Consider the following 23,286-nt stretch of genomic DNA (forward strand, 5'->3'; position numbering starts at 1 on the left):
CTCAGCGGGCACATTGCAGGAGTGCAGAGACCTTCACGATAAGGGGCGAAGATGGAGATCTCCGGGATCATCAGCGCAATCGTCATCGGGCTCGTCATCGGTGTCCTGGGACGGCTCGTCGTCCCCGGGCGCCAGCACATCGGCGTCCTGTGGACGATCGTCGTCGGCATCGTGGCGGCCTTCATCGGCTCCGGCATAGCCGCCGCGTTCGGCGTGGCGAACACCAAGGGCGTGGACTGGATCGAGTGGCTCATCCAGATCGGCCTGGCGGCCCTGGGCGTCGCGGCCCTGGACCGGGCGCGGGCGCGGCGCTGACGCTTTTCCGTCGCGTCGAATTCCTTTGCGGGGGAAGCGCCGTGGCGGCTGGACTCCGCGGGCTTCCCTCGTCGCGCGCCCTGGCGGCTGGGCTCCGCGGGTTTCCCTCGTCCCGCGTTCTGCCGCCACGGAGTGCTTCCCGCCCCCGCGCACCCCGCCGCCCGATCCCGCGACCGCGTCGTCGATCCGGCGGCCGGCGCCCCTCGCCTCCGACACGGACGGCGCGCCCGTCGCTTTCGGGCTGCTCGGGACTTCCGGCCATGCCGGCACCGATGTACGCGCGGCTGCCGCTCGCCGACCTCGCCGACATGGACCGCGACGGGCTCGTGGAAGCCGCGACGGGCGGACCGCGCACGGACACGGCCGCCCGCAACCGACGCGGACGTCAGGGGCAGGGACTAGCCGAGTTCGAGGGTGGTCACCCCATACACGCGCTCGCTCGCGAACGGCCTGACCGGGCCGGTGTACATCCGGGCCGTCTCGAAGGACGGGGTGAGGCCGGCGCGTTCGGCCAGTGCGACGGCGGCGGTGTTCGGTTCGGGAACGTCGATGGCGATCTCCCGGCCGGCGGCCTCGCCGCCGAGCGCGGCGAACAGGGCCTCGGCGTCCTCGGTGGTGTCGGCGAACAGCGGACCGACGCGCAGGCCGTCGCGGGCCGGGCGGAGCACGGCGTAACCGGTCAGCCGCTCCCCGTCGCCGCGGACGAGGACCCGGTGACCGGAGGTGGTGAGCCAGTGGTCCAGGAAGCGGGGCCTGTCGGCCGGGTAGCAGGCGCCGTCGTACGCCGTGACGGCGTCGAGGTCCGCCTTCTCGGCCGGGCGCACTCCGGGCGCCGCCTCCCCGGTGGGGGCGGACCCGGTGAACCGCACGGTGCGATGGGCATACCCGAATCCGGACCGGCGGTAGTTGTCCTGTTGGGCCACGACACCGTCCAGGCCGACCGTGCGCCCGCCCGCGTGGGCGAGCCCCGTCTTCCAGGTGGCGAGGCCGAGGCCCCGGCCGCGCAGGTCGGGGCGTACGAGGTAGCAGCCCAGGAACGCGTAGTCGGTGCCGTAGGTGACAACGGAGATCGCCGAGACGGGCTCCTCGCCAAGCCGTCCGATGAAGAAGCCCCTGGGGTCCTGGGCGAAGAAGGCCGGGCCGTCGGACAGTCCGGGGTTCCAGCCCTCGTCCGCCGCCCAGCCGCTGATCACCGGCCAGTCGTCGAGCGTGGCCCGGGTGACGGCCAGGGCTTCGGGGCCCGCAGAGGTCATCGTCGCGCTCCGTTCTGTCGGGGGTGTGGCGGTCGGTGCGGGGATCGGCCGCACCGCACCGGAGCATCCTTCCTGATCCCGGAGTCGTCCGCCATGTCGACTCCCCCTGTGGCCGAGAACCATCTACCCGCATCGGCCCGCTATCTGACGGTCCGTCAGGCCTGTTGCCCTCCTCGTGATGGGGTGCGAGGGGGCACCGCGGGGGCGACGCCGTGCGCCAACCGGTGGGGCACGGGGGGCGGTTCGGCCGGGTGGGCCTCCCGCGCGGCGCCCTGACGCCGACACGGACGAGGGCCCCGCGGATCGCTCGTTCCGCGGGGCCCCTCGTCGGCGCGCGGAGGCCGGCTCAGCGGGTCACTTCCGCCCGGAAACGGCGGTAGAGGATCGTTCCGCCGAGCACGAGGACCGCGCCTCCCGCGAGCCCGGGCAGAGGCGCCTCCGCGCCCGTGTGGGCGAGCATCGCCGTCTGCTGTGGGACGGGACGGGCCACGGGTGCGGGCGTGTACGCCGGCCGCGGGGCGGGGTGGGGCCGGCCGGGCGAGGAGTTGACGGACGTGTTGCCGGCTGCCTTGTTGCCGAGACCGACCACATTCACCGAGTTGCCGCTGATGTTCACCGGGAGGTGAACCGGCAACTGCACCTCGTTGCCGGCGAGCAGGCCCACCGATCCCTCCCCCCTGCCGTGCGCGGAGGCGGCGCCGGGAGCGCTCCCGGTCACGTGGCGCGGGCCTGCCCCGTGGGTGTCCCGGTTCACGCAGGTGTTGCCCGCGGCCGGATCGAGCAGCCCCAGGACGTTCACGGTGTTGCCGCACACGTTGACCGGCACGTGCACCGGGAGCTGAATGCTGTTGCCGGAGATCAGTCCGGGCGAACCCGCATCGGTGCCGTGCGCCGCGGAGTCCGCGTGCGCCGGCAGCGCCGCGGCCAGCGCCCCCGAGGCGGCGGCCGCGGCGATCAAACCATTTCGGGTAACCCGTTTCATAGGTTCTCTGCCTTCCAGACATGGTCGCGAGCACTCGCTCGCACCCGATAAAACGCAGAGGCACCAATCCGAGTTATGGCTTATCTGCCTTTCACCCCATCGAGTGGCCCGGCCTCGAACCCCAGCACTCACCCCCCGTGCGCGGCCCCGGCGTCAGGTCAAGGACACCTCGGGTGTGTAGAGGTCGAGCCACAGCGCGAGGTCCAGGGTGCGTTCGAGGCCCCGGCGCGAGCTCTGGGTGATCTGCGGTGCGTGACGTTCGGCGGCCTGCCGTACCCGTTCCCGGTCGACCAGGTCGAAGACCGGGTGGTCGGGGCGGGTGAGGAGAGCCTTGGCGTGTTCCTGGAGGGCGACCGCGTAGCGAGGGTCCTGGGTGGACGGGTAGGGGCTCTTGACCCGGTCGTAGACGGACTTGGGGAGCAGGTCCCGGGTCGCCTCCCGGAGCAGGCTCTTCTCCCTGCCGTCGAACGACTTCAGCGCCCAGGGGGCGTTGTACACGTACTCCACGAGCCGGTGGTCGCAGTACGGCACGCGTACCTCCAGGCCGACCGCCATGCTCGTGCGGTCCTTGCGGTCGAGCAGGATCCGCACGAAGCGGGTCAGATGGAGATGGCAGATCCGCCGCATCCGGTACTCGAAGTCGCTCTCGCCGTCGAGACGCGTGATGCCCGAGACCGCCGTGCGGTATCCGTCCGCGATGTAGGAGTCCAGGTTCAGGGCCTCGGTCACATCGGGCCGCAGGATGTCCTCGTCCCTGCCGAGGCGCAGCGCGGAGGGCACGAGCCAGGGGAAGGTCTCGGCGGCGCGGGCCTCCTCGTCGAAGAACTGGAGGTAGCCGCCGAAGACCTCGTCGGCGGACTCCCCCGACAGCGCGACCGTGGAGTGCTCGCGGATCGCCCGGAACAGCAGCAGGAGCGAGGTGTCCATGTCGCCGAACCCCGTCGGGAGGTCCCGGGCGCGGATGACCGCGGCGCGCGCGTCGAGGTCGGCGAGGGCGTCCGCGTCCAGGACGATGTCCTGGTGGTCGGTGCCGCAGGCGTGTGCCACGTCGTGCACGAAGGGCGTGTCGGGCGTGCGGCGCAGCTCGTCGGCGACGAAGTGCTCGGCCTGCCCGACGAAGTCCACCGCGAAGCTGCGCACCTTCTCGCCGTGCTCGGCCAACTGCCGTGCGGCCAGTACGGTCATCGCGGAGGAGTCGAGACCTCCCGACAGCAGGGTGCACCGGGGCACGTCGGCGACCAGCTGGCGGCGCACGATGTCCTCGAGCAGCGAGCGGACGGTGGCGACGGAGGCCGCGCGGTCGTCGGTGTGCGGCCGGGTCTCCAGCCGCCAGTACACGCGCCGCCGGGGGCCGTGCCGGTCGACGGTCACGACGGTGCCGGGCTCGACCTCGCGCATGCCGTCCCAGACGGCGTGCCCGGGCGTCTTGACCATGGTGAACAGCTCCCGGAGCCCGTCGAGGCGGACGCGGGCGGGGGCGAGCGGGTTGGCGAGGATCGCCTTGGGCTCCGAGCCGAAGAGGACGCCGTCGGGGGTCGGGTGGTAGTAGAGCGGCTTGATGCCCATGCGGTCGCGGATCATCACGAGGGTGTCGCCGCGGCCGTCCCACACGGCGAAGGCGTACATGCCGTTGAGGCGTTCGGCGACGGTGTCTCCCCATTCGAGGTAGCCGCGCAGGACCACCTCGGTGTCGGAGTCGGTGGCGAAGTCGTGTCCCCGCGCGGACAGTTCGCGGCGCAGCTCGGTGAAGTTGTAGGCCTCCCCCGAGTAGACAAGCGCGACCGTGCCGCCCGGGGTCTCGGCGGTCATGGGCTGTCGTCCGCCGGGCAGGTCGATGATCGCGAGCCTGCGGTGTCCCAGGGCCGCGTGGCCCTCGGTCCAGGTGCCGCGGGCATCGGGACCGCGGCAGGCCATCGTCTCCGTCATCGCGTCCAGGGTCGGGCCCTCGGCGCGCAGGTCACGGTCGTAGGAGACCCAGCCGGTAATGCCGCACATACGTGACCTCCCGCGTCCTGTTCCCCGGGACCAGCCCGTTCACCTGCGATTTCCTCAGACCCCGGCCACTCCCGGGCAAACCAGATGTATAGAGCACCTATATGTCGAGCGTCCGTCACGCACCGGGGGCGGTCAACTTGTCCGCTACCCGACCTCTGCCGGCCACCCGACCGTTTCGGCCGGTTCGGCCGGGTTTTGCCGTGCGCGTACCCCGCGGATCGGTGTCGTACCGGGCCGGAGCCGTCAGGCCCCGGCCGTGGGCCAAGACTTTCCCCACCCGCACACGACCGGGCGCCGGCCGCCCCGGGCGGCGGCACGCCGGGGTCTCGGGGCGAGGCCCACGAGCCGCCGGAGGCCGTGCGACCCGCCAGCGACCCGGTGACCCCGTTGCCCCGAATGCCCTACAGGCGAATCGGTCCTAAGGTGCTGATATGGAAGCGCTAAGTCCCTCGACCCTCGCGGAACTGCGCCGGCCACGGCCGTACCCCGCGGTGTCGGTTCTCGCGCCGACGCACCGCCGTGAGCCGGACAACGCCCAGGACCGCGTGCGGCTGCGCAATGCGCTGGCCGACGCGAAGAAGCAGTTGGAGTCCGATCCCGCGGTCACGCGTGAACGTCGCATCGACGTCGAGACCCAGCTCGACGAGGCGCTCGGCGAGATCGACCTGACCTACACCGAGGACGGAGTCGTGATCTTCGCGGCACCGGGTGAGCACCAGGTGTGGTCGCTGCCCCGTTCGGTGCCCGAGCGGGTGATGCTCTCCGACACCTTCCTCACCCGCAATCTGGTGGCCGCACAGGCGGCGCAGCGACCGTTCTGGGTACTGGCGGTCTCCTCGGACCGGGTGACGCTGTGGAGCGGCGGCTCCGGTCATGTCACCGAGGCCCGGATCGGCGGCTTCCCCCTGACCAGGGGCCGGGAGAACTTCGACACCGAACGCCGGATGCGGATCGGTGACATCCCGAGCACCTTCCGCGACGAGGACACCCTGCATTTCCTCCGTGAGGCCGACACCGCCATGGGCCGGATCCTGCGGCAGAACCCGCGGCGGCTGTACCTCACCGGCGAGCAGGCGGCACTGTCCGCGCTCGACGAGGCCGGCGGCGTCGCCAGGGAGGCGGTCCACGTTCCGCACGGCGGCCTCGCGCACAGCACCCCCGAGGCCGTGTGGCAGGCGATCCAGCCGGTCATCGCCGCCGAGGACCGCAGGAACGTCGAGACGGTCGGCCGGGAACTGGAGTCGGCGCGCGGCCACAAGGCGTTCGCCGCCGGTGTGGACGAGGTCTGGCAGAACGCGGTGGACGGCCGTATCCGGCTGCTCGCCGTCGAGGAGAACTACCGTGTGACCGTCCGTGACGACGCCGGTGACCACCTCGTGCCGGCCGAGAGCGGGGACCTCGACGCCCGCGAGGACATCGTGGACGAGATCGTCGAGCGCTGCCTGGACACGGGCGCCGAGGTCCGCTTCGTGCCCGACGGCGCCCTCGGTGACGCACAGGGCATCGCGGGGGTACTGCGCTACTGAGGCCGTCCCTTCCGGGATCCACCCTGCCGAGGTCTACCCTGCCCGGGGATGATCCACGGGAGGGGAGGACGGCACATGGGCGACCTGCTGGGCGTGGCGGTACTGGGTGCGGGACACATGGGTGCCGACCACATACGCCGGCTGGGCCATGTCGTGAGCGGGGCCAGGGTGGTGTCCGTGGCGGATCCCGACACGGACCGCGCCAAGGATGCCACGGGCGGCATCGACGGCGTACGGGTGCACTCCGAGCCGGAGGCGGCGCTCGACGCGCCCGGTGTGGAGGCCGTGCTGATCGCCTCGCCCGGAGCGGCGCACGAGGAGGCGCTGCTCGCGGCCTTCGCGCGCGAGCTGCCGGTGCTGTGCGAGAAACCGCTGGTGCCGGACGCGGCCGGGGCGCTGCGCGTGGTGGATGCGGAGGCCCGGCTCGGGCGACGGCTCGCGCAGGTGGGGTTCATGCGGCGGTACGACGCCGAGTATGCGCGCCTGAAGTCCCTGCTGGACAGCCGGCGGCTGGGCCGGACCCTGATGCTGCACTGCACGCACCGCAACGTGTCCTCACCCCCGCACTTCACCACGCCCATGCTGATCAACAGTTCCGTCTCGCACGAGATCGACGCGGCCCGCTGGCTGCTGGGCCAGGAGCTGACCGCGGTGTCGGTGCTGCGTCCGCGGCCGTCCGGGAACGCCCCGGAGGACCTGCTCGACCCCCAGTTCGTCGTGTTCGAGACCTCGGGCGGCGCCCTCGTCGATGTGGAGGTCTTCGTCAACTGCGGCTTCGGATACCAGGTGCGCTGCGAGGCGGTCTGCGAGGACGGCACCGCCCGGATCGGCGACGGACACACGATGGTCGTGACGCGTGGGGGGACGGCGCACGAGGAGGTCGCGCGGGACTACCTCGTGCGGTTCGCGGACGCCTACGACCGGGAGGTGCAGGCCTGGGTCGACGCCACCCGGCGGGGACGCGTCCTGGGGCCCTCCGTGTGGGACGGCTACGCGTCGTCGGCGGTCGCCGAGGCGGGGGTCCGGGCGCTGCGGGACGGTGTGCGGCAGGCCGTGGACCTCGCCCCGCGGCCGGGGCTGTACGAGGAGGGCGGCACCCGCCCGCAGTAGTCGCAGGCACCGCCCGCAGCGCTCGCACATATGCCCCTCGAACGTACACGTGAACGACGGCACGCCCGCCCCTGCGCCCCCTCAAGTCCCTTACATCACTGGTGACTTGGCCGGTCGAGGAGGCGGAGCAGGCCCGCCCGCCCGGGCGCTCCACCGGGCCGCTGGCATATGCCAGAAGCACCACCGTATCGTGTCTTGCCAAATCCCTTACAGGGCGTCGCGGGCTGTGCAACAGTCGTAACGGTCCTTCCGTAGTCCTTGGTCGAACCGTCCCGCATCGGAGCGCGTCATGCCACCCCATCTCTCCGCGGACCGCCCCGCCGCCCGGCCCTCCCGGCACGGCACGGTGGACGCGCTCATCTCGCGGACACGGCAGCTGCGCGGAGAGGTCGACGCCGTACGGCGGGAAGCGCCCGAGGACGGTTCGGATCCCGAGGGCCGGTGGCAGCGCGCACTGTGCGACCTCGCGCTGCACCAGCTCAAGGACGTCGACGACCACTTGGGGCAACTGCGGGACGGCCCCCCGGCCGTGCCCGGCGAGCACCGCGCCACGGACACCGGTCCGACGGCCCCGACCGCCGACCCGGAGGGCTCGCTGCTGAGCCGGGTCGGCAGCGCGGAGTGGAACCTTCTGACCGACGAGGCGAGTTGGTCCCGCGAGCTCTACGGAATCCTCGGCCGCGACCCCACGGCCCCCGCGCTGACCCTCGACGAACTGCCCTCGCTGGTGTGCGACGAGGACCGGCCGCGGCTGACGGCGATGGTCACGGACTGCCTGATCGACGGCAAGCCCATCGACGGGGAGTTCCGGATCGTACGCCCCGACGGCGAGGCCCGCACCGTGCACATGATGGGCGAGCCCGTGCTCGACGCCGACGGCAGCACCGCCTCGATGTGGGCCGTGCTGCGGGACGTCAGCGCGCTGCGCCGCAGTCGGCGTACCGTGCACGAGACCCGTGACTCGCTGGAGCGCCACCGGCAGCACGCGCACACCGAGCACCGGCTCGCGGTCGAGTTGCAGGAGGCCGTGCTGCCGCCCTGGCGCGGCCCCCTGCGGCTCCCGCGTCAGGGACCCGGCACACTCGACCTGGCCGCCCGCCATCTGCCGTCCCCCGCGAGCGGCTTGATCGGCGGCGAATGGTACGACGCGCTGGAACTGCCCGACGGGGACACCCTGCTCGGCATCGGCGGCCTCACCGGACACGGGGTGACCGTGGCCTCCGGCATGGCGACACTGATCGGTGCCCTGCGCGGGATGGCCGTCGCGGGCGCCGAGCCCGGCCCGCTGATGGGCTGGCTCAACCAGTTGCTCGACGCCTCCGTCCAGCCGGCCCTGGGCAGCGCGGTCTGCTGCCGCTACCGTCCCACCACCCGCACCCTGAGCTGGGCACAGGCAGGACACCCCGCCCCGCTGCTGTACCGCGACGGGACGGGGCGCGTGCTCGCGGCACCGGACGGCGTGCTGCTCGGGGCGACCGCGTCAGCCGCCTACGGGCAGGCCGAAGTGACCCTGCGGAAAGGCGACCTGCTGCTCCTGCACACCGACGGACTGGTCCCGCGGCACAGCGGCCCGGTTGCCGTGCGGAGGCTGCTCGACCTGGCCCCGCGCCTCGGTGGAGCCCGTACCGCCCAGGACTGCGTACGGACGGTCGTGGAGGAACTCGGCGAGAGCGAACGCGCGGACGACGCCTGCCTGCTGGTCGCCAGGGTCGTGTCCTGACGCAGGAGTTCGTCACCAGCGGGCCCCTGGCCAACGGGCTCCCCTGTCAGGGTGCCGACGTACGACGGCAGCCGAGGCGTGCGGGTGATCAGAGCCGGCACCGGCCGCCTCACACCGATGCGCTGTAGCCGCCCCTGGGCCTGGACAGCCCCTTCGGAAGCGCCCGTTCGATCTCCTCACGCAGGTCCTGGATCTTCGGGTAGCTGCCGTACTGCGCCGTGAGCCGGTACATCTCGCGCAGCCGGTCCCAGGTACGCAAGGAGGAGTTCGCCCCCATCGACGTCAGGGCCAGGCGTGCGTAGCGATCGGCCTGTTCCGGGTCGTCGGCGATGAAGCAGGCCGACGCGAGCGAGATATGGTCGAAGATCTTCGACCGCTCCCGGCCCGCCCCCCGCAGCTCCAGCGCCTCTTTGGCGTGCCGCTGGGCGATCAGGGCCGCGCCCGGTTCGTGTTCGGCGAGGGTGCGGTAGGCCAGGGCCTGCATCCCGTGCAGATCCGCCTCGTCGAACATCTGCATCCAGCTCGGCGGGGGCACGTCCCCCTTGTCCGAGACGAACAGGTCCTCCGCCTCGCCGAGGGTGCGCCGCATGGCCTGCCCCTTGCCCATGGACGCCTGTGCCCAGGCCTCGATGGTGCAGAGCATGGCCTGGGTGCGCGGCAGCACCTCGTCGCCGGAGCCGGACTTGGCGAGCTGCATCAGGTCCAGCGCGTCGTCGGGCCGGCCGAGGTGCACCATCTGGCGGGCGGCGCGCGAGAGCGCCTCCCCGGCGCGCGGCCGGTCGCCGCCCTCACGGGCCGCGTGAGCGGCGATGACGAAGTACTTCTGCGCCGTGGGCTCCAGGCCGATGTCGTGTGACATCCAGCCCGCGAGGACAGCGAGGTTGGCGGCGACGCCCCACAGGCGCCGTTGCAGATGGTCGGGGTGGTGGTAGGCGAGCATGCCGCCCACCTCGTTGAGCTGTCCCACGACAGCCTTGCGCTGCAGCCCGCCACCGCGGGCCGCGTCCCAGGCCCGGAACACCTCGACCGAGCGCTCCAGCTCCTCGATCTCCTGGGATCCGATGGGGGCGGCCTCGTAGCGGTCGAACCCAGCGGGGTCGGCGTGCAGGGGATCGTCGTAGCGGGGAGCGTCGGCCGCGAGGGCCGGATCGGTGTGCAGCCAGTCGTGCATGGCACTGCTGAGTGCGGATCCTGCGGCGAGCGCGGCGCCCGCGCCCACCAAGCCGCGTCGGTTGAGCATGAGGTCCATTCCCGTGAATTCGGTGAGGACCGCGGCAGTCCGCTCGGGCGCCCACGGAACTCCGTCGGGGTGCTGCGCATGCCCGTCGTCACGCCGTCTCCCCACGCGCCCGTGCCGGACCAGACCGAGGTCCTCGATGGTCACGACACGGCCGAGTCGCTCGGTGAACAGCGCCGCCAGCACCCGCGGAACCGGATCGCGCGGGATCTCTCCCATGTCGATCCAACGCCGCACCCGTGAGGTGTCGGTCGCCAGCTGGGGGTGGCCCATGGCCGCCGCCTGTCGGTTGACCATCCTCGCGAGTTCGCCCTTGGACCAGCCGGCCAGGCCGAACAGGTCCGAGAGGCGGGTGTTGGGTTGTCCGCTCACGTCAAGCCCCCAGGTTCTCGGCTGAGTTGACAGTAGCCCGCCGTCAGTTGCTTGTGGACTATTCGCCAGGGTTCGCCAGGGTGCGCCAGATGGTGTGCCACCGGGCGACGGGTGTCAGGTAGGAACGCGCCACCCCGACCCGGTCGCCGCACGGGCATTCCCCAGGGTGCATCCACGACGGCCGAGCCGGGTGGCGCGGAATTCGCAGGCACACGAAGGGATCTGTATCACCCATGTACGCAGCATCGTCCTCCGTGTCCGCCCCGCCCCGGTCGCTGCGCCCCCGTCCGGGCAGCGGCGGCCCCTATCTCGAACCCGCGCGGCCGGCGGCCCCGGTGCTCGGTGCCGGCCGTTCGCGCCGCGTTCCGGGCGTCGGCGCCCAGCCGCTCAGCGGCAGAATCGACTTGTCCGGCCCGCAGGGGGCGCAGCTGCGCACGGCGATCGCTTCGGTGCACCGCATCTGCCCGGAGTTCACTCCGGTCCAGGTGCTGCGCCGAAGCGGGCGGTCCGTGCTCCTCGTCGGCACGACCGGGCGCAGTACGGCGGTCGCCAAGTGCTTACTGGACCACTCACCCATCTGGTCCGAGCGCATCCGGCACGAGATAGCGTCATACCGGTCGTTCGTCCGGCACCGGCCGCCGGTACGAGTGCCCCGGCTGATCGCAGCGGACCCGGACAACTGCACCCTGGTGATCGAGCGGATGCCGGGCCGGGTGGCGGCGCTGCAACGGCATCCCGTGGAGGCGCCGCCGCGCGCGGACATCCGCACCGCGCTCGGCGCGATCTGCCGGCTGAACGCATGGCGTCCTCCGGCCGGCACGTTCGACGCGCCGCTGGACTACCCGGAGCGCATCGCACGCTTCCATGAGCTGGGGCTGCTCACGGACCGGGACATGGGCGACCTCCAGAAGCTGCTGCACGACATCGCCCACGCGGCGGGCCGGCAGGGCATGGGCCAGTTCTGTCACGGCGACGCGCTGCTGTCGAACATGCTGCTCTCACCGGCGGGCCCCGTGCTGGTGGACTGGGAGCACGCGGGCTGGTACCTGCCCGGGTACGACCTGGCGACGCTGTGGGCGGTCCTCGGTGACGCGCCCGTGGCCCGGCGCCAGATCAGCCAGATCGCGCAGGCGGCGGGCCCGGCCTCGCGTGACGCCTTCCTGGTGAACCTGATGCTGGTCCTGACCCGGGAGATCCGTACCTACGAGACGGCCGTGCAGCGTTCGATGCACGACACGGCCCCGGCGGCACCGGGAGTGGCCCCCCCGGCTGCCGCGCCGTCCGGCGAGGAGCAGCGGCTGCTGCTGCGGCGGCTGCACGACGACTGCCAGTTGGCCCGACGGGCCGTACGCGCGGCGGTCGGCACTCGCTGAAGGGGGATGACGGTCCGCGATACGCGCGCGACAGCGCCGTATCGCGGACCGTCGTCGTTGCCGGACCGCCCGGCCTCCTCCGAGGTCCGCACCGGTTGGGCCATTGGTCCACTCCACTGACGCCCCGCAGGCCGCGTCACCGCCCCGAGGAAACCTCTCGCCACCGCCGCTGACATGGGAAATCGTCGTCGCCCGAGCGTGATTGACGGATCGTCGGAGAGCCGGTACCACTGACGCACGCTCGGCCCCCGCACGCCCCAGAGCGCCCGACCGTCCCAGGAGGCTGCATTGCGAGGTTCCGCCACCGACCGCCACTGTCCCGCCTGGCACAGACGCGCCCTGCGAACGGCGGGCGCCGTCGCCTCGGCGGCGCTGCTGCTGCCGCTGCTGGGCGCCGCCCCGGCCCCCGCACCCGGCGCCCCGACCGGACTGCAGGGCGCGTTCGCCGTCGCGGCCGACACCTACCACGTACCGCAGAGCGTGCTGCTCGGCGTCTCGTATCTGCAGTCCCGCTGGGACACACACGGCGGCGCGCCCAGCGTCTCGGGCGGCTACGGCCCGATGCACCTCACCGACGCCCGCAGCGCCATCGCCCAGGCCGGACACCACAGCGAGGGCACGGAGGACGCCCGGGGCGACCAGGCCCGCGCCGCGCTGCTGCCGACGACGAAGGTGCCCGGGAACGCCGAGCTGCCGGCCCGGCTCAAGACCCTCCCCAGGGCGGCCGCGCTCACCGGCATCCCGGCGGCCCGGCTGCGCACCGACCCGGCCGCGAACATCGCGGGCGGTGCCGCGCTGCTGGCCGCGGCGCAGAAGCGGTTGGGCGAGCCGCTGAGCGACGACCCGGCGGACTGGTACGGCGCGATCGCCGAGTTCTCGTCCGCGGACGACCAGGCCACTGCGGCGGCGTACGCGGACGACGTCTTCTCCGTGCTGCGCACGGGTGAACGGCGCACGACGGACACGGGCCAGAGCGTCACGCTCGCCGCGCGGCCGGGCCTGGTACCCGACACCGGGCAACTGGCCCGGACCGGGCTGCACACGGCCGACACCGACGGGACCGAGTGCCCGAAGCACGTGTCCTGCGAGTGGATCCCGGCGCCGTACGAGCAGTTCGGCGACAACGACTACGGCAACCACGACCTGGGTGACCGGCCGGCGTCCCAGAGCATCAGGTACATCGTCATCCATGACACCGAAGGCCAGTGGGATGGTGTGCTGAACCTGATCCAGGACCCCACCTATGTGTCCTGGAACTACACCGTGCGGTCCACGGACGGGTTGATCGCCCAGCATGTGAAGGCGGAGGACGTGGCCTGGCACGCGGGCAACTGGTACGTCAACGCCACGGCGATCGGCATCGAGCACGAGGGCTTCCTCGCCGCCCCGGACGCCTGGTACACGGAGGCGATGTACCGGGCGTCGGCCCGGCTGGTGCGGTATCTCGCCGAGAAGTACGACATCCCGCTGGACCGGCAGCACATCCTCGGGCACGACAACGTTCCGGGCCCGACGACCTCGACGATCCCGGGGATGCACACGGACCCCGGCCCCTACTGGGACTGGCGGCACTACTTCGAGCTGCTCGGCAGGCCGTTCCACACCACGGCGGGGCCCCGGGGCGGTCTGGTGACGATCCTGCCGGACTACTCCGCGAACCAGCCCGTCTACACGGGCTGCACCACCCCGGGCGCGCCGTGCGCGGCGCACGGTTCCAGCGAAGTGCGCCTGTACAGCGCACCGGACGAGAACTCGCCGCTGATCAAGGACATCGGGCTGTATCCCAAGGGGAACGACTCGACGATCGATGTGAACGACGTGGCCTCACGGGCCTCCACCGGCCAGCGGTACGCGGTCGCCGACCGTGACGGGGACTGGACGGCGATCTGGTACCTGGGCCAGAAGGCCTGGTTCCACAACCCGAAGGGCCGACGGACCGCGGTGAACGCCTCCGGTCTCGTGGTGACGCCCAGGGCCGGCCTCACGGACATCCCGGTGTACGGCCGGGCGTACCCGGAGAAGGAGGCGTACCCGGACGGGGTGCCCGTGCAGTCGGTGTCACCGCTGCCCTATCGCCTGCCGGCGGGCCAACGCTATGTGATCGGCGACCGGGTGCCGGGCGAGTACTACTACGCGGTCACCTTCACCCCGGACTCCCACCGGGTCGTGGTCGGCAAGGACCTGTACTACGAGATCCAGTTCGGCCACCGGGTGGAGTTCGTCCGGGCGGCGGACGTCCAGGTGGAGCGGTCGAGCGCATAGCCGCTCGCACGGCCGTCGAACGCCGAAGGGCCGGGTCCGCCACCCGCGGATCCGGCCCTTCGCGCGTCGCTCAGCCTTGCTGGAACAGCTCCGCGGGAAGCGGCTTCAGCAGCGCGTACAGGTCGTCGGTGATCGGGCGGTCCCAGGCCGCGATGGTCACCAGGACATGGTCGCTGCGGTCGAACTGGACACAGGAGATCCGGCTCTCGGAGAGCTTGAGGCGGCGCACGATGAGGAGGTTGTCGCCCTGCATCACCGGGAGGTCCTCGGTCCCGACGACGGTGACCTCCTCGTCGTTCCCCAGCGCGATCAGGAGCTGGGCGACCTCGAAGGGGATCTCGCCCTCGGCGACGTCGCGGGCCGGGGAGCCCTCCGGCAGATTGCCGATGATCATCGCGGTGCCACGGCCGCCGAACAGGTCGTACCGCAGGAAGACGCCCTGGCAGCTGCCGTCGGGGGCGGGCAGCAGGCCGGCACCGAGGTTGCCCGGCCAGTCCCCCGGATCCATGGCCAGTACGTCGAAGTCGGGCCCGGCGGGGGTGGCGCTGCGGCGGCGGAGGAAGGACATGCCGCCATGGTACGTGCCGGTGCGAAGAGCCGGGCCCTGGGTACGTCGCGCGGGAGAGCCGGTGACCTCGCGCGGTGACGGTCGGGTGAGGGGTCGGCCGGCGTTCGGAAAATCCCGGGCTCCGTCGTCATGTACGGGGTGATGGTCCGAGAATCCCGCCGAGCGCACGCCATTCTCGCAAGTTCTTCGTTTTTGCCGACGTGGGCTTGGTATTGCCGACAAGGGCTCGACGCGCATGGGGCGGGTCGTGCGCTCAGCCACCGGTGTGGGCGGCGTCCGCCGCCGGCGGGATCACCGCGACCGGGCTCGCCGCGTGCAGCAGGACCGCCTGGGTCACCGAGCCGATCATGCGGGCGGGCGCCGGCAGGCGGCGGCGGTGGCGGCCCACGGCGACGAGTTCCGCGTCCCTGGAGGCCGCGACGAGATGTCCCGCCGCGTCCCCGGGCGGGGTGGACAGATCGACATGGACGTCCGGGTGCCGTTCGCGGTGGAGGGCGAGAAGACTCGCGGCGTGGGTGCGGATCTCGTCCTCGACGGCGTTCTCGTCGACGGCCGGGGGCATGAGTTCACCGGGTGCCGGCCAGAGCTGCACCGGAGGCCACGGGTAGACGGCGATCACCTGGAGCCGCGCGCTCCGGCGGTCAGCCTCGGCGAAGGCGAAGGCGAGGGTGGCCTCGGCGGGACTGTCGATGTGCAGGCCTACGACGACCCGTGGCCCCGGTGCGGCGGGCGTGCTCTCGTGCACCTCGCGTCCCGGGCGCGGTACGACGACCACCGGACAGGGAGCGTCGCGGGCCGCGGCCAGGCTGTTGGAGCCGAGCAGCAGGCTGCCGAAGCCTCCGCGGCCGCGCGAGCCGAGCACCATCAACTGGGCGTCGGAGCCGAGCTCGGGCAGGACCGCGGCCGGAAGGCCCTCCGGTGCCGTGTACTCCACGACCGTCCGCTCGGCTCGGCTCTCGACGAGGCTCCGCGCCTGGTCGAGCACGGGGTCCCGGGCCGGCTCAGGGGGGCCCGCCACCAGCACATCGGGCTGCCCCCAGGGCGCGTACTGCCGTACATGAACCACGCGCAGCGGCGCCTCGCGCAGCCGGGCCGCGGTCAGCGCCCACTCCAGGGCGCGAAGGCTGTCGTCCGACCCGTCGACGGCCGCGACGACCGGCAGGGTGCTCATGGGATCTCGCCTCCGGCACACAGCGGTGATCGTTCCGGGCCAGACTGGCGCAGGCGGCGGCCCCGGGACGGTCGCCACGGCCGCGTGTCCGTAAATTCAGGACCGGGCGGGAGCTGCCCTCGGTGGCGGCACTCAGGTGAGGTCGAACTCTCCCTCCCGCGCCCCCGACACGAACGCACCCCACTCCGCCGGGGTGAAGATCAGGGAAGGGCTCTCGGGACGGCCACTGTTGCGCATCGCGATGAAGCCCTCGACGAAGGCGATCTGGACATCTCCGAGCCCACGGCTGCTGGAGTGCCAGTCGGCGTTGGTCAGGTCCAGCTCCGGCTTGTCCCAGCCCGCGAGCGGCTGCTGCTGGATGGTGCTCTCGGCCACGTCCTGCTCCTCCCGATTCGTCGTCCGCGGCCAGCCTAGCGATCGTGTTGCCCCGCCGACAGGGCGTGTGGACGGATGCCCTCAGGAGGTGGGCGGCCGGTGGCCGACCAGCCACATGGAGAAGAACTGCGACCCACCGCCGTAGGCGTGCCCGAGCACCCGGCGCGCCCCCTCCACCTGGTGTTCTCCGGCCTGGCGCCGCACCTGGAGGGCCGCCTCGGCGAAGCGGATCATGCCGGAGGCGCCGATGGGATTCGAGGAGAGGACCCCGCCGGACATGTTGACGGGCAGGTCCCCGTCGAGGTCGGTGACTCCCGACTCGGTGAGCTTCCAGCCCTCGCCCTCCTCGGCGAAACCGAGGTTCTCCAGCCACATCGGCTCGTACCAGGAGAACGGCACGTACATCTCCACCGCGTCGATGTCCCGGCGGGGGTCGGCGATGCCCGCCTGCCGGTAGACGTCGGCGGCGCAGTCCTTGCCGGCCTGTGGTGAGACGAAGTCCTTGCCCGCGAAGAGGGTCGGCTCGCTGCGCATGGCGCCGCCGAGCATCCAGGCAGGGGGCCGGGTCGAACGGGCCGCTCCCGCACGGTCGGTGAGCACCATGGCGCAGGCGCCGTCGGAGGACGGGCAGGTCTCCGAGTAGCGGATCGGGTCCCACAGCATGGGTGAGGACTGCACCTTCTCCAGGGTGATGTCGTGCTCGTGGAGGTGCGCGTAGGGGTTCTTCAGCGCGTTGCGCCGGTCCTTGTAGGCGACCAGGGAGCCGATGGTGTCGGGGGCACCGCTGCGCCGCATGTACGCGCGCACATGGGGCGCGAAGAAGCCGCCGGCGCCGGCCAGCAGCGGCTGTTGGAAGGGGATCGGCAGGGACAGGCCCCACATGGCGTTGGACTCGGACTGCTTCTCGTAGGCGAGGGTCAGCACGGTGCCATGCACACGGGCCGCGACGAGGTTCGCCGCGACGAGCGCGGTGGAGCCGCCGACCGAGCCGGCCGTGTGCACACGGAGGATGGGCTTGCCGACCGCGCCGAGGGCGTCGGCGAGATACAGCTCCGGCATCATGACGCCCTCGAAGAAGTCGGGAGCCTTCCCGATGACCACGGCGTCGATGTCGGTCCAGGCCAACTCGGCGTCGTCCAGGGCCCGCCGGGCCGCCTCCCGGACGAGCCCGGCGATCGAGACGTCCCGGCGTGCCGCGACATGCCGGGTCTGGCCTATGCCGGTGACGGCCACGGGCTCCTTGCTCATCGCGGGTCTCCTTCGAGGACGGCGACCAGGTTCTGTTGCAGGCAGGGCCCGGATGTGGCGTGGGCGAGTGCGCGGTCGGAGTCGCCACGGTGGATGCGGGCGGCGGCCTCGCCGATGCGGATCAGTCCGGCGGCCATGATCGGGTTGGCGGCGAGGGCTCCCCCCGAGGGGTTGACCCTGACGTCAGGCCCGAGCCGCAGCGCCTTGCGCAGGATCACCTGCTGCGCGGTGAACGGCGCGTGCAACTCGGCGGTGTCCACCGGCCGTTCGAAGGCCCCGGCCCGCTCGGCGGTGAGCCGTGCGGACGGCGCGTCGGTCAGATCCCGCGCCCCGGGCGCATGGGCCTCGACTCGGTGGTCGATGCCCCGGATCCAGGCGGGCCGTGCGCACAGCTCGCGGGCCCGTTCGCCTGCGGCGAGGATCACGGCGGCGGCGCCGTCGCCGATCGGGGGGCAGTCTCCGGTGCGCAGGGGCCGTACGACATAGTCCCCGTGCGGAACCGCCCCCCTCAACTGGGCGTGCGGGTTGGCGGTGGCGGCCGCGCGGTCGCGGGCCGCGATCCCGGCGAGCGCGGTCTCGTCGGTCTCGCCCGCGTCGATGAGCGCCTGGGCCTGCAGGGCGGCGAGCGCCACCGAGTCAGGCCACAGTGGTGCGAGGTAGTAGGGGTCGAGCTGGCGGGTGAGGACATCGCGTACGGATCCGGGTGACGACTTGCCGTACGCGTAGACCAGCGCGGTGTCCGCATCGCCCGTGAGCAGCTTGGTCCAGGCCTCGTACAGCGCCCATGCGCCGTCCATCTCGACATGTGACTCGGAGATCGGCGGCCAGGCGCCCACTGCGTCCAGGGCGAGCGTGAAGGAGAAGGCGCGGCCCGCGAGATAGTCGCTGGAGCCCGAGCAGGTGAAGTCGATGCCGGTGGTCTTCAGACCGGTCCGGTCGAGGACGGCGTGCAGGACCGGCATGAGCATCTCCACCTCGGAGAGCTCGTCGCTGTTGCGCCGGTGGCCGGTCTGCGCGAAGGCGACCACGGCGATCTCCCGCGCTGCGGGGGTGGCCTCGCGTGTCACAGCAGCTCCTTGTAGGTGTCGTAGTCCGCGTCGGGTTCGCCGGTCGGCCGGTAGTGGTCGGGGTAGCGGGCCCCTTCGGTCCATACGGGCTCGACGCGCAGGCCCATGCGCACCTGGTCGTAGGGGATGCCGGCGATCCGTCCGTGCAGTGCGAGGTCGGCGCCGTCGAGCGCGATGTGGGCGTAGACATAGGGAACGTCGATGTCGAGGTTCTTCGCCTTGATGTTGACGATGCAGAAGGTGGTGACGGTGCCGCGGGGCCCGACTTCTACCTGTTCGGAGGTGGCGACCCCGCAGGTGGGACAGGCCCCCCTCGGCGGGACGTACACCTTGCGGCAGGAGGGGCAGCGCTCGCCGACGGTGCGCCGCCCGGACAGGGCGTCGATGTAGGCGGACTGGGCGCGGCCGGGCGAGTAGGTGTAGTCGAGGCGGGCGGGGGCGACGATGCCGGTCACGGGGTTCTCGAACGCGCCCCGGTGACCGGCCGGTTCTGCGGGATCACCGTCGTACGGCTCGAAGCAGGCGATGTCCGTGATGGCGCCGTGGCGTTCGGCGGCCCAGCGGACACGGACCCGCATTCCGGTGCGCACGGCGTCGGGCCCGGGGGCGTCCAGCGTGTGCAGGAGGGCGGTGTCGGCCCCGTCGAGCCGGACCAGCACCCAGGCGAAGGGGGTGTCGAGGGGCTGGCCGCGGCGTGGCGCGTGGTTCCAGGCCCAGGTGGTGACCGTTCCGGTCGGGGCGACCTCGACGAGGTCACGGAGTTCCGCGGCGGTCACGGGGTCGTACTCGACCGGCGGTACCAGGGTGCGGCCGTCGCCGGTCCTCACTCCGAGCACGACGCGTTCCCGCAGGCCGGTGAGGAAGGCGCTCTGCACCGGGCCGAGGGAGCGGGTGAAGGGGAACTCGACGACGAGGGGGGCTTTGAGGACGGGGGGCATCCGGGGTGTCTCCTTCGGTCTGCCGCTGGGGTCCGCGGCCGGTCAGGCGCGCTTGTAGACGGGCGGGCGTTTCTCCGCGAAGGCGCGGGCGCCCTCCTTGGCGTCCTCGGTGTCGAAGAGAGGCCATCCGCGCTTGAGTTCGGCGGCGAGACCGTCGCTCTCCGTCATCTCGGCGGTCTCGTAGACGGACGCCTTGACGGCCTCTACGGCGAGGGGTCCGCAGGCGTTGATGCGTTCGGCGATCTCCAGAGCCCTCTCGAGGGCGCCGCCGTCGGGCACGACATGGCCGACCAGCCCGATGGCGGCCGCCTCGGATGCCGTGTACGGACGTCCGGTGAGCAGCATCTCCAGCGCGTGGGTGCGGGGGATCTGGCGGGGCAGGCGGACCGTGGAGCCGCCGATGGGGAACAGCCCGCGTCTGACCTCGAAGAGCCCGAAGGTCGCGGACTCGCCGGCCACCCGGATGTCGGTCCCCTGGAGGATCTCGGTGCCGCCCGCGACGCAGGGCCCCTCGACGGCGGCGACGACCGGTTTGCGGGGGCGGTGGTGACGCAGCATCGCCTTCCAGTGCAGATCCGGGTCGGCGGTGAGCCGGTGCCGGTAGCGCTGCCCCTCCATCCCCCGGCCGGCCATGGCCTTGAGGTCCATTCCGGCGCAGAAGCAGCCGTCGGCACCCGTGAGCACGATCGAGCGGACCCGGTCGTCCTGGTCGGCCTCGATCCAGCCGTCGTAGAGCCCCACGAGCATCGGCAACGAGAGCGCGTTCTTGGCCTCCGGCCTGTTGAGCGTGAGCACGAGTGTGGCACCTTCGCGCTGCACGGTGAGGTGTTCCGTCCCGCTCATCGCTTCCTCCCGTCTCCGGAACGAGAACAGGTTGCAGGAGGCGTGCGGTCAGGACAAGGGTTTTCTGACACCCAGTCAGATTTCTTGGCCATGGGCCTTCACACATGCGCCCGCCTTTGCTCTGATGACCGGCGAACCGACGGACCCGGCCCACCTCGCCGGGCGTCACCGGGGACAGGAGGAGCGGTGGAGTACAACCTTGCCGACCTGTTCGAGTCGGTCGTCGACGTGGTCCCGCACCGTGAGGCGCTCGTCTACGTCGACCACCCGGGCACGGGAGCGGAGCGCCGCCTCACCTACGCGGACCTGGACGCGGCGGCCAACCGCATCGGACACCATCTGCTCGATGCCGGGATACGGGCAGGGGAGCACCTCGGGCTGCATCTGTACAACGGGGTGGAGTATCTGCAGACGGTTCTGGGCTGCCTGAAGGCGCGCATCGTGCCGGTCAATGTCAACTACCGTTATGTGGAAGAGGAGCTGGTCTATCTCTACCGGGACGCCGACCTGGTGGCCCTGGTCCTCGACGCGGAGTTCACCGACCGGGTGGCGGCGGCGCTGCCCCAGGTCCCCGGGGTGCGGCGGGTGCTGCGGGTGGGGGTTCCGGCGCCGGGCGCCGCCCCACTGCCCGCCCTGGACTTCACCGGCGCCGAGGCCGCCGGATCACCGGAGCGCGGGTTCCCGGCCCGTTCGGGAGACGACCAGTTCATCATCTACACCGGCGGCACGACGGGGATGCCGAAGGGGGTGATGTGGCGGCAGGAGGACCTGTTCTTCTCCGGGCTCGGTGGCGGCGCTCCGACCGGGGAGCCGGTGCGGTCACCGGCGGAGCTGGCCGAGCGGGTCGCGGCCGGCGGGGAGGGCATCACCTTCTTTCCGGCTGCCCCGCTGATGCACGGCACCTCCACGCTCACGGCGTTCATCGGATTCAACTTCGGCCAGCGGGTGGTGCTGCACCGTAGGTTCGTCCCGGCGGAGGTCCTGCGGACCGTGGAGAAGGAGAAGGTCAGCAGCATGTCGCTGGTGGGGGACGCGATGCTGCGGCCGCTGATCGACGCGCTGAGCGGCCCCATGAAGGGGACGGACTGCTCGTCCCTGTTCAGCGTGTCGTCGTCCGGGGCGATCATGTCGGACACCGTGCGCGCGCGGTTCCGGGAACTCGTGCCGAACGCGCTCCTGCTGAACAACTTCGGCTCCTCGGAGTCGGGCTTCAACGGCACCGCGACCGGTGACTCGGGACCCGAGCGGGGCTTTCGGATCCGGGTCAACTCCCGTACGCGTGTGGTGGATCCGGTCACCCACGAGCCGGTCGCGGCCGGGCAGCCGGGCCGCATCGCCCAGCGGGGACATGTGCCCCTCGGCTACTACAACGACCCGGCGAAGACCGCGGAGACGTTCTTCCGCAAGGACGGCGAGCGGTGGGTGCTGCTCGGTGACATGGCGACGGTCGACGAGGAGGGCGTCGTCACGGTCCTCGGCCGCGGCTCGCAGTGCATCAACACCGGCGGGGAGAAGGTGTACCCGGAGGAGGTCGAACAGGCCCTCAAGGCGCATCCCGACGTGTACGACGCCCTGGTCGCGGGGGTGCCGGACGCGATCTGGGGCAACCGTGTGGCGGCGGTGGTGCAACTGTGCGAGGGCGCGCCCCGGCCGTCCCTGGAGGACATCCAGGCCCACTGCCGGTCGCGTCTGGCGGGCTACAAGGTCCCCCGCCAGTTGGTGATCACCGAAGCCGTCCGCCGTTCGCCCAGCGGAAAGGCGGACTACCGCTGGGCGAAGGAGGTGGCGTCGGGCGCCCGCTGAGCGACCCGCACGGCGTGGCGCACAGGGCCCCGGGCGAGGTTGCTCCGCGACACGTAGGAGGACATCAGGCTGCCGCGCACGGGAGGCCGACACGAATCCCGGGAGGCCCCGGGGAACGCAAGCCAGGCGCCCCCGAGGAACCCGTACCGGTCACCCGGCGAAGAAGTCGCCGACGCGTGCGCTGAACCGCTCCGGGTCGTCCAGCCAGGGGTAGTGGCCCGCGGACGGCTGGACGAAGACCTCGGCTTCCGGGACGACGTGCGCCACACGGCCGGCCAGTTCGGGAACAGGGCCGCCGTCGAGCTCGCCCGCGTAGACGAGGACCGGCGCGGTCAGGCCGGCGAGCGCCGCGCGGGTCGCGGGCGGGTCGTAGGCGCCCTCGGAGTGATAGACGTCGGCCGCGGCCTCGTTGGTCTGCTCCTCGTCGGCCGCCGCGTGGGCCTGGGCCACCGCGTCCCAGCGCCCGTAGAAGAACGGCACGAAGGCGGGGTCGTATGCGCCCTCTCCCCTCAGCCAGGCCTCGAACGCCGGGAAGGCGTCCGCGAACCAGGGCTCGTCCTTGCGCAGCCGGGCCGCCTCGAGCCGCTCCTCGGGGGTGGCGCGCATCCCCAGGGCCCACGGGATCGCGGTGATCAGGGCCAGCCTGGAGACGCGCTCGGGATACCGGGCCGCGTAGAGCAGGGCGAGGCTCCCGCCCGCCGAGTGCCCGAGCAGGTCCATGCGCTCCAGCCCGAGATGCGCGCGGAGCGCCTCCACATCGTCGACGAGCCGGTCGCACCGGTAGGTTGCGGGATCCGCCGGCGCGGAGTCCCCGGTCCCTCGCAGATCGAGCGGCACCAGCCGGCGCCGCGCGGTGAGTCCGCCGAGGTCCCCGACATAGGCGGACGCCCGCATGGGTCCACCGGGCAGCACGACGAGCGGCTCGCCCTCTCCCCGCGGGTGGTAGGTGAGTCGGGTCCCGTCGTATGCGTCGAAGCTTGGCATGTCCCGATCTTCACGGCAGGGTGGGCCGGGGGGCAACGCGGTATCCGGACCCGGCCGCCGGGGCCGGGACGGGCGCCGGAAAGTTGAAACCAGCCTCTTGCCTTCGAGCGGACGACCTGGATTACTGATCCCCACAAGATCCGA

General features: G+C 72.1%; 19 protein-coding genes. 7 read left to right on the forward strand and 12 right to left on the reverse strand.

All coding sequences use genetic code 11. The features are described 5' to 3' along the window. The first annotated feature begins 51 nt into the window (after window positions 1-51). On the forward strand, window positions 52-315 hold the full coding sequence (locus ACIP94_RS25305; protein WP_402429870.1) for a GlsB/YeaQ/YmgE family stress response membrane protein: 264 nt from the start codon (window positions 52-54) through the stop codon (window positions 313-315). Between the two features lie 398 nt (window positions 316-713). Here the strand turns inward: ACIP94_RS25305 and ACIP94_RS25310 are convergent, their stop codons facing one another. From ACIP94_RS25310 to asnB, 3 genes are all read right to left on the reverse strand, one after another. After that, a complete protein-coding gene (locus ACIP94_RS25310; RefSeq protein WP_402429873.1) occupies window positions 714-1,568 on the reverse strand; it encodes a GNAT family N-acetyltransferase in 855 nt (284 codons plus the stop codon). A gap of 346 nt (window positions 1,569-1,914) precedes the next feature. Continuing rightward, the gene (locus ACIP94_RS25315; protein WP_402429876.1) at window positions 1,915-2,550 is read right to left on the reverse strand and encodes a chaplin; all 636 of its coding nucleotides are present in this window, start codon (window positions 2,548-2,550) and stop codon (window positions 1,915-1,917) included. Between the two features lie 153 nt (window positions 2,551-2,703). Beyond that, a complete protein-coding gene (asnB, locus tag ACIP94_RS25320) occupies window positions 2,704-4,545 on the reverse strand; it encodes an asparagine synthase (glutamine-hydrolyzing) (RefSeq protein WP_402429879.1) in 1,842 nt (613 codons plus the stop codon). 431 nt (window positions 4,546-4,976) lie between these two features. Between asnB and ACIP94_RS25325 the strand changes: the two genes are divergently transcribed. From ACIP94_RS25325 to ACIP94_RS25335, 3 genes are all read left to right on the forward strand, one after another. Next, a complete protein-coding gene (locus tag ACIP94_RS25325; protein WP_402429881.1) occupies window positions 4,977-6,071 on the forward strand; it encodes a chemotaxis protein in 1,095 nt (364 codons plus the stop codon). A 75-nt stretch (window positions 6,072-6,146) separates the two neighbouring features. Continuing rightward, window positions 6,147-7,181 (forward strand): Gfo/Idh/MocA family protein, encoded by a 1,035-nt coding sequence (locus ACIP94_RS25330; protein WP_402429884.1) that lies wholly within the window; start codon window positions 6,147-6,149, stop codon window positions 7,179-7,181. A gap of 289 nt (window positions 7,182-7,470) precedes the next feature. Then, a complete protein-coding gene (locus ACIP94_RS25335) occupies window positions 7,471-8,901 on the forward strand; it encodes a PP2C family protein-serine/threonine phosphatase (protein WP_402429887.1) in 1,431 nt (476 codons plus the stop codon). Window positions 8,902-9,010: 109 nt separating this feature from the next. Here the strand turns inward: ACIP94_RS25335 and ACIP94_RS25340 are convergent, their stop codons facing one another. Continuing rightward, window positions 9,011-10,510 (reverse strand): hypothetical protein, encoded by a 1,500-nt coding sequence (locus tag ACIP94_RS25340; RefSeq protein WP_402429890.1) that lies wholly within the window; start codon window positions 10,508-10,510, stop codon window positions 9,011-9,013. Between the two features lie 233 nt (window positions 10,511-10,743). On the opposite strand from ACIP94_RS25340, the gene ACIP94_RS25345 reads away from it, so the two are divergent. Both ACIP94_RS25345 and ACIP94_RS25350 read left to right on the forward strand, forming a co-directional pair. Further along, window positions 10,744-11,883, forward strand: coding sequence for an aminoglycoside phosphotransferase family protein (locus ACIP94_RS25345; protein ID WP_402429893.1), 1,140 nt, complete (start codon window positions 10,744-10,746; stop codon window positions 11,881-11,883). A gap of 288 nt (window positions 11,884-12,171) precedes the next feature. Then, on the forward strand, window positions 12,172-14,145 hold the full coding sequence (locus ACIP94_RS25350; RefSeq protein ID WP_402429896.1) for an N-acetylmuramoyl-L-alanine amidase: 1,974 nt from the start codon (window positions 12,172-12,174) through the stop codon (window positions 14,143-14,145). Between the two features lie 70 nt (window positions 14,146-14,215). Here the strand turns inward: ACIP94_RS25350 and ACIP94_RS25355 are convergent, their stop codons facing one another. The 7 genes from ACIP94_RS25355 to ACIP94_RS25385 form a co-directional block, all read right to left on the reverse strand. Next, on the reverse strand, window positions 14,216-14,713 hold the full coding sequence (locus ACIP94_RS25355; RefSeq protein ID WP_402429899.1) for a hypothetical protein: 498 nt from the start codon (window positions 14,711-14,713) through the stop codon (window positions 14,216-14,218). A gap of 253 nt (window positions 14,714-14,966) precedes the next feature. After that, the gene (locus ACIP94_RS25360) at window positions 14,967-15,884 is read right to left on the reverse strand and encodes a universal stress protein (RefSeq protein ID WP_402429903.1); all 918 of its coding nucleotides are present in this window, start codon (window positions 15,882-15,884) and stop codon (window positions 14,967-14,969) included. Window positions 15,885-16,016: 132 nt separating this feature from the next. After that, window positions 16,017-16,259: a DUF397 domain-containing protein gene (locus ACIP94_RS25365; protein ID WP_402429906.1), complete on the reverse strand. Its 243-nt coding sequence runs from the start codon at window positions 16,257-16,259 to the stop codon at window positions 16,017-16,019. 81 nt (window positions 16,260-16,340) lie between these two features. Beyond that, window positions 16,341-17,507, reverse strand: coding sequence for a thiolase domain-containing protein (locus ACIP94_RS25370; RefSeq protein WP_402429909.1), 1,167 nt, complete (start codon window positions 17,505-17,507; stop codon window positions 16,341-16,343). Continuing rightward, the gene (locus tag ACIP94_RS25375) at window positions 17,504-18,574 is read right to left on the reverse strand and encodes a thiolase domain-containing protein (protein ID WP_402429912.1); all 1,071 of its coding nucleotides are present in this window, start codon (window positions 18,572-18,574) and stop codon (window positions 17,504-17,506) included. Before ACIP94_RS25375 ends, ACIP94_RS25370 begins: the two co-directional genes overlap by 4 nt. Next, window positions 18,571-19,512, reverse strand: coding sequence for a Zn-ribbon domain-containing OB-fold protein (locus ACIP94_RS25380; RefSeq protein ID WP_402429915.1), 942 nt, complete (start codon window positions 19,510-19,512; stop codon window positions 18,571-18,573). The genes ACIP94_RS25375 and ACIP94_RS25380 overlap by 4 nt, the downstream gene beginning before the upstream one ends. Before the next feature lie 42 nt (window positions 19,513-19,554). Next, the gene (locus tag ACIP94_RS25385) at window positions 19,555-20,355 is read right to left on the reverse strand and encodes a crotonase/enoyl-CoA hydratase family protein (protein WP_402429918.1); all 801 of its coding nucleotides are present in this window, start codon (window positions 20,353-20,355) and stop codon (window positions 19,555-19,557) included. A 186-nt stretch (window positions 20,356-20,541) separates the two neighbouring features. On the opposite strand from ACIP94_RS25385, the gene ACIP94_RS25390 reads away from it, so the two are divergent. Further along, window positions 20,542-22,158 carry an acyl-CoA synthetase gene (locus ACIP94_RS25390; RefSeq protein WP_402429921.1) on the forward strand — a complete coding sequence of 539 codons (1,617 nt, stop codon included), beginning with the start codon at window positions 20,542-20,544 and terminating at the stop codon, window positions 22,156-22,158. A gap of 150 nt (window positions 22,159-22,308) precedes the next feature. On the opposite strand, the gene ACIP94_RS25395 is transcribed toward ACIP94_RS25390, so the two are convergent. Further along, window positions 22,309-23,142, reverse strand: coding sequence for an alpha/beta fold hydrolase (locus ACIP94_RS25395; RefSeq protein WP_402429924.1), 834 nt, complete (start codon window positions 23,140-23,142; stop codon window positions 22,309-22,311). Window positions 23,143-23,286 lie beyond the last annotated feature (144 nt).

The organism is Streptomyces sp. NPDC093261 (genome assembly GCF_044753645.1).
In the GTDB taxonomy this organism is placed as follows: domain Bacteria; phylum Actinomycetota; class Actinomycetes; order Streptomycetales; family Streptomycetaceae; genus Streptomyces.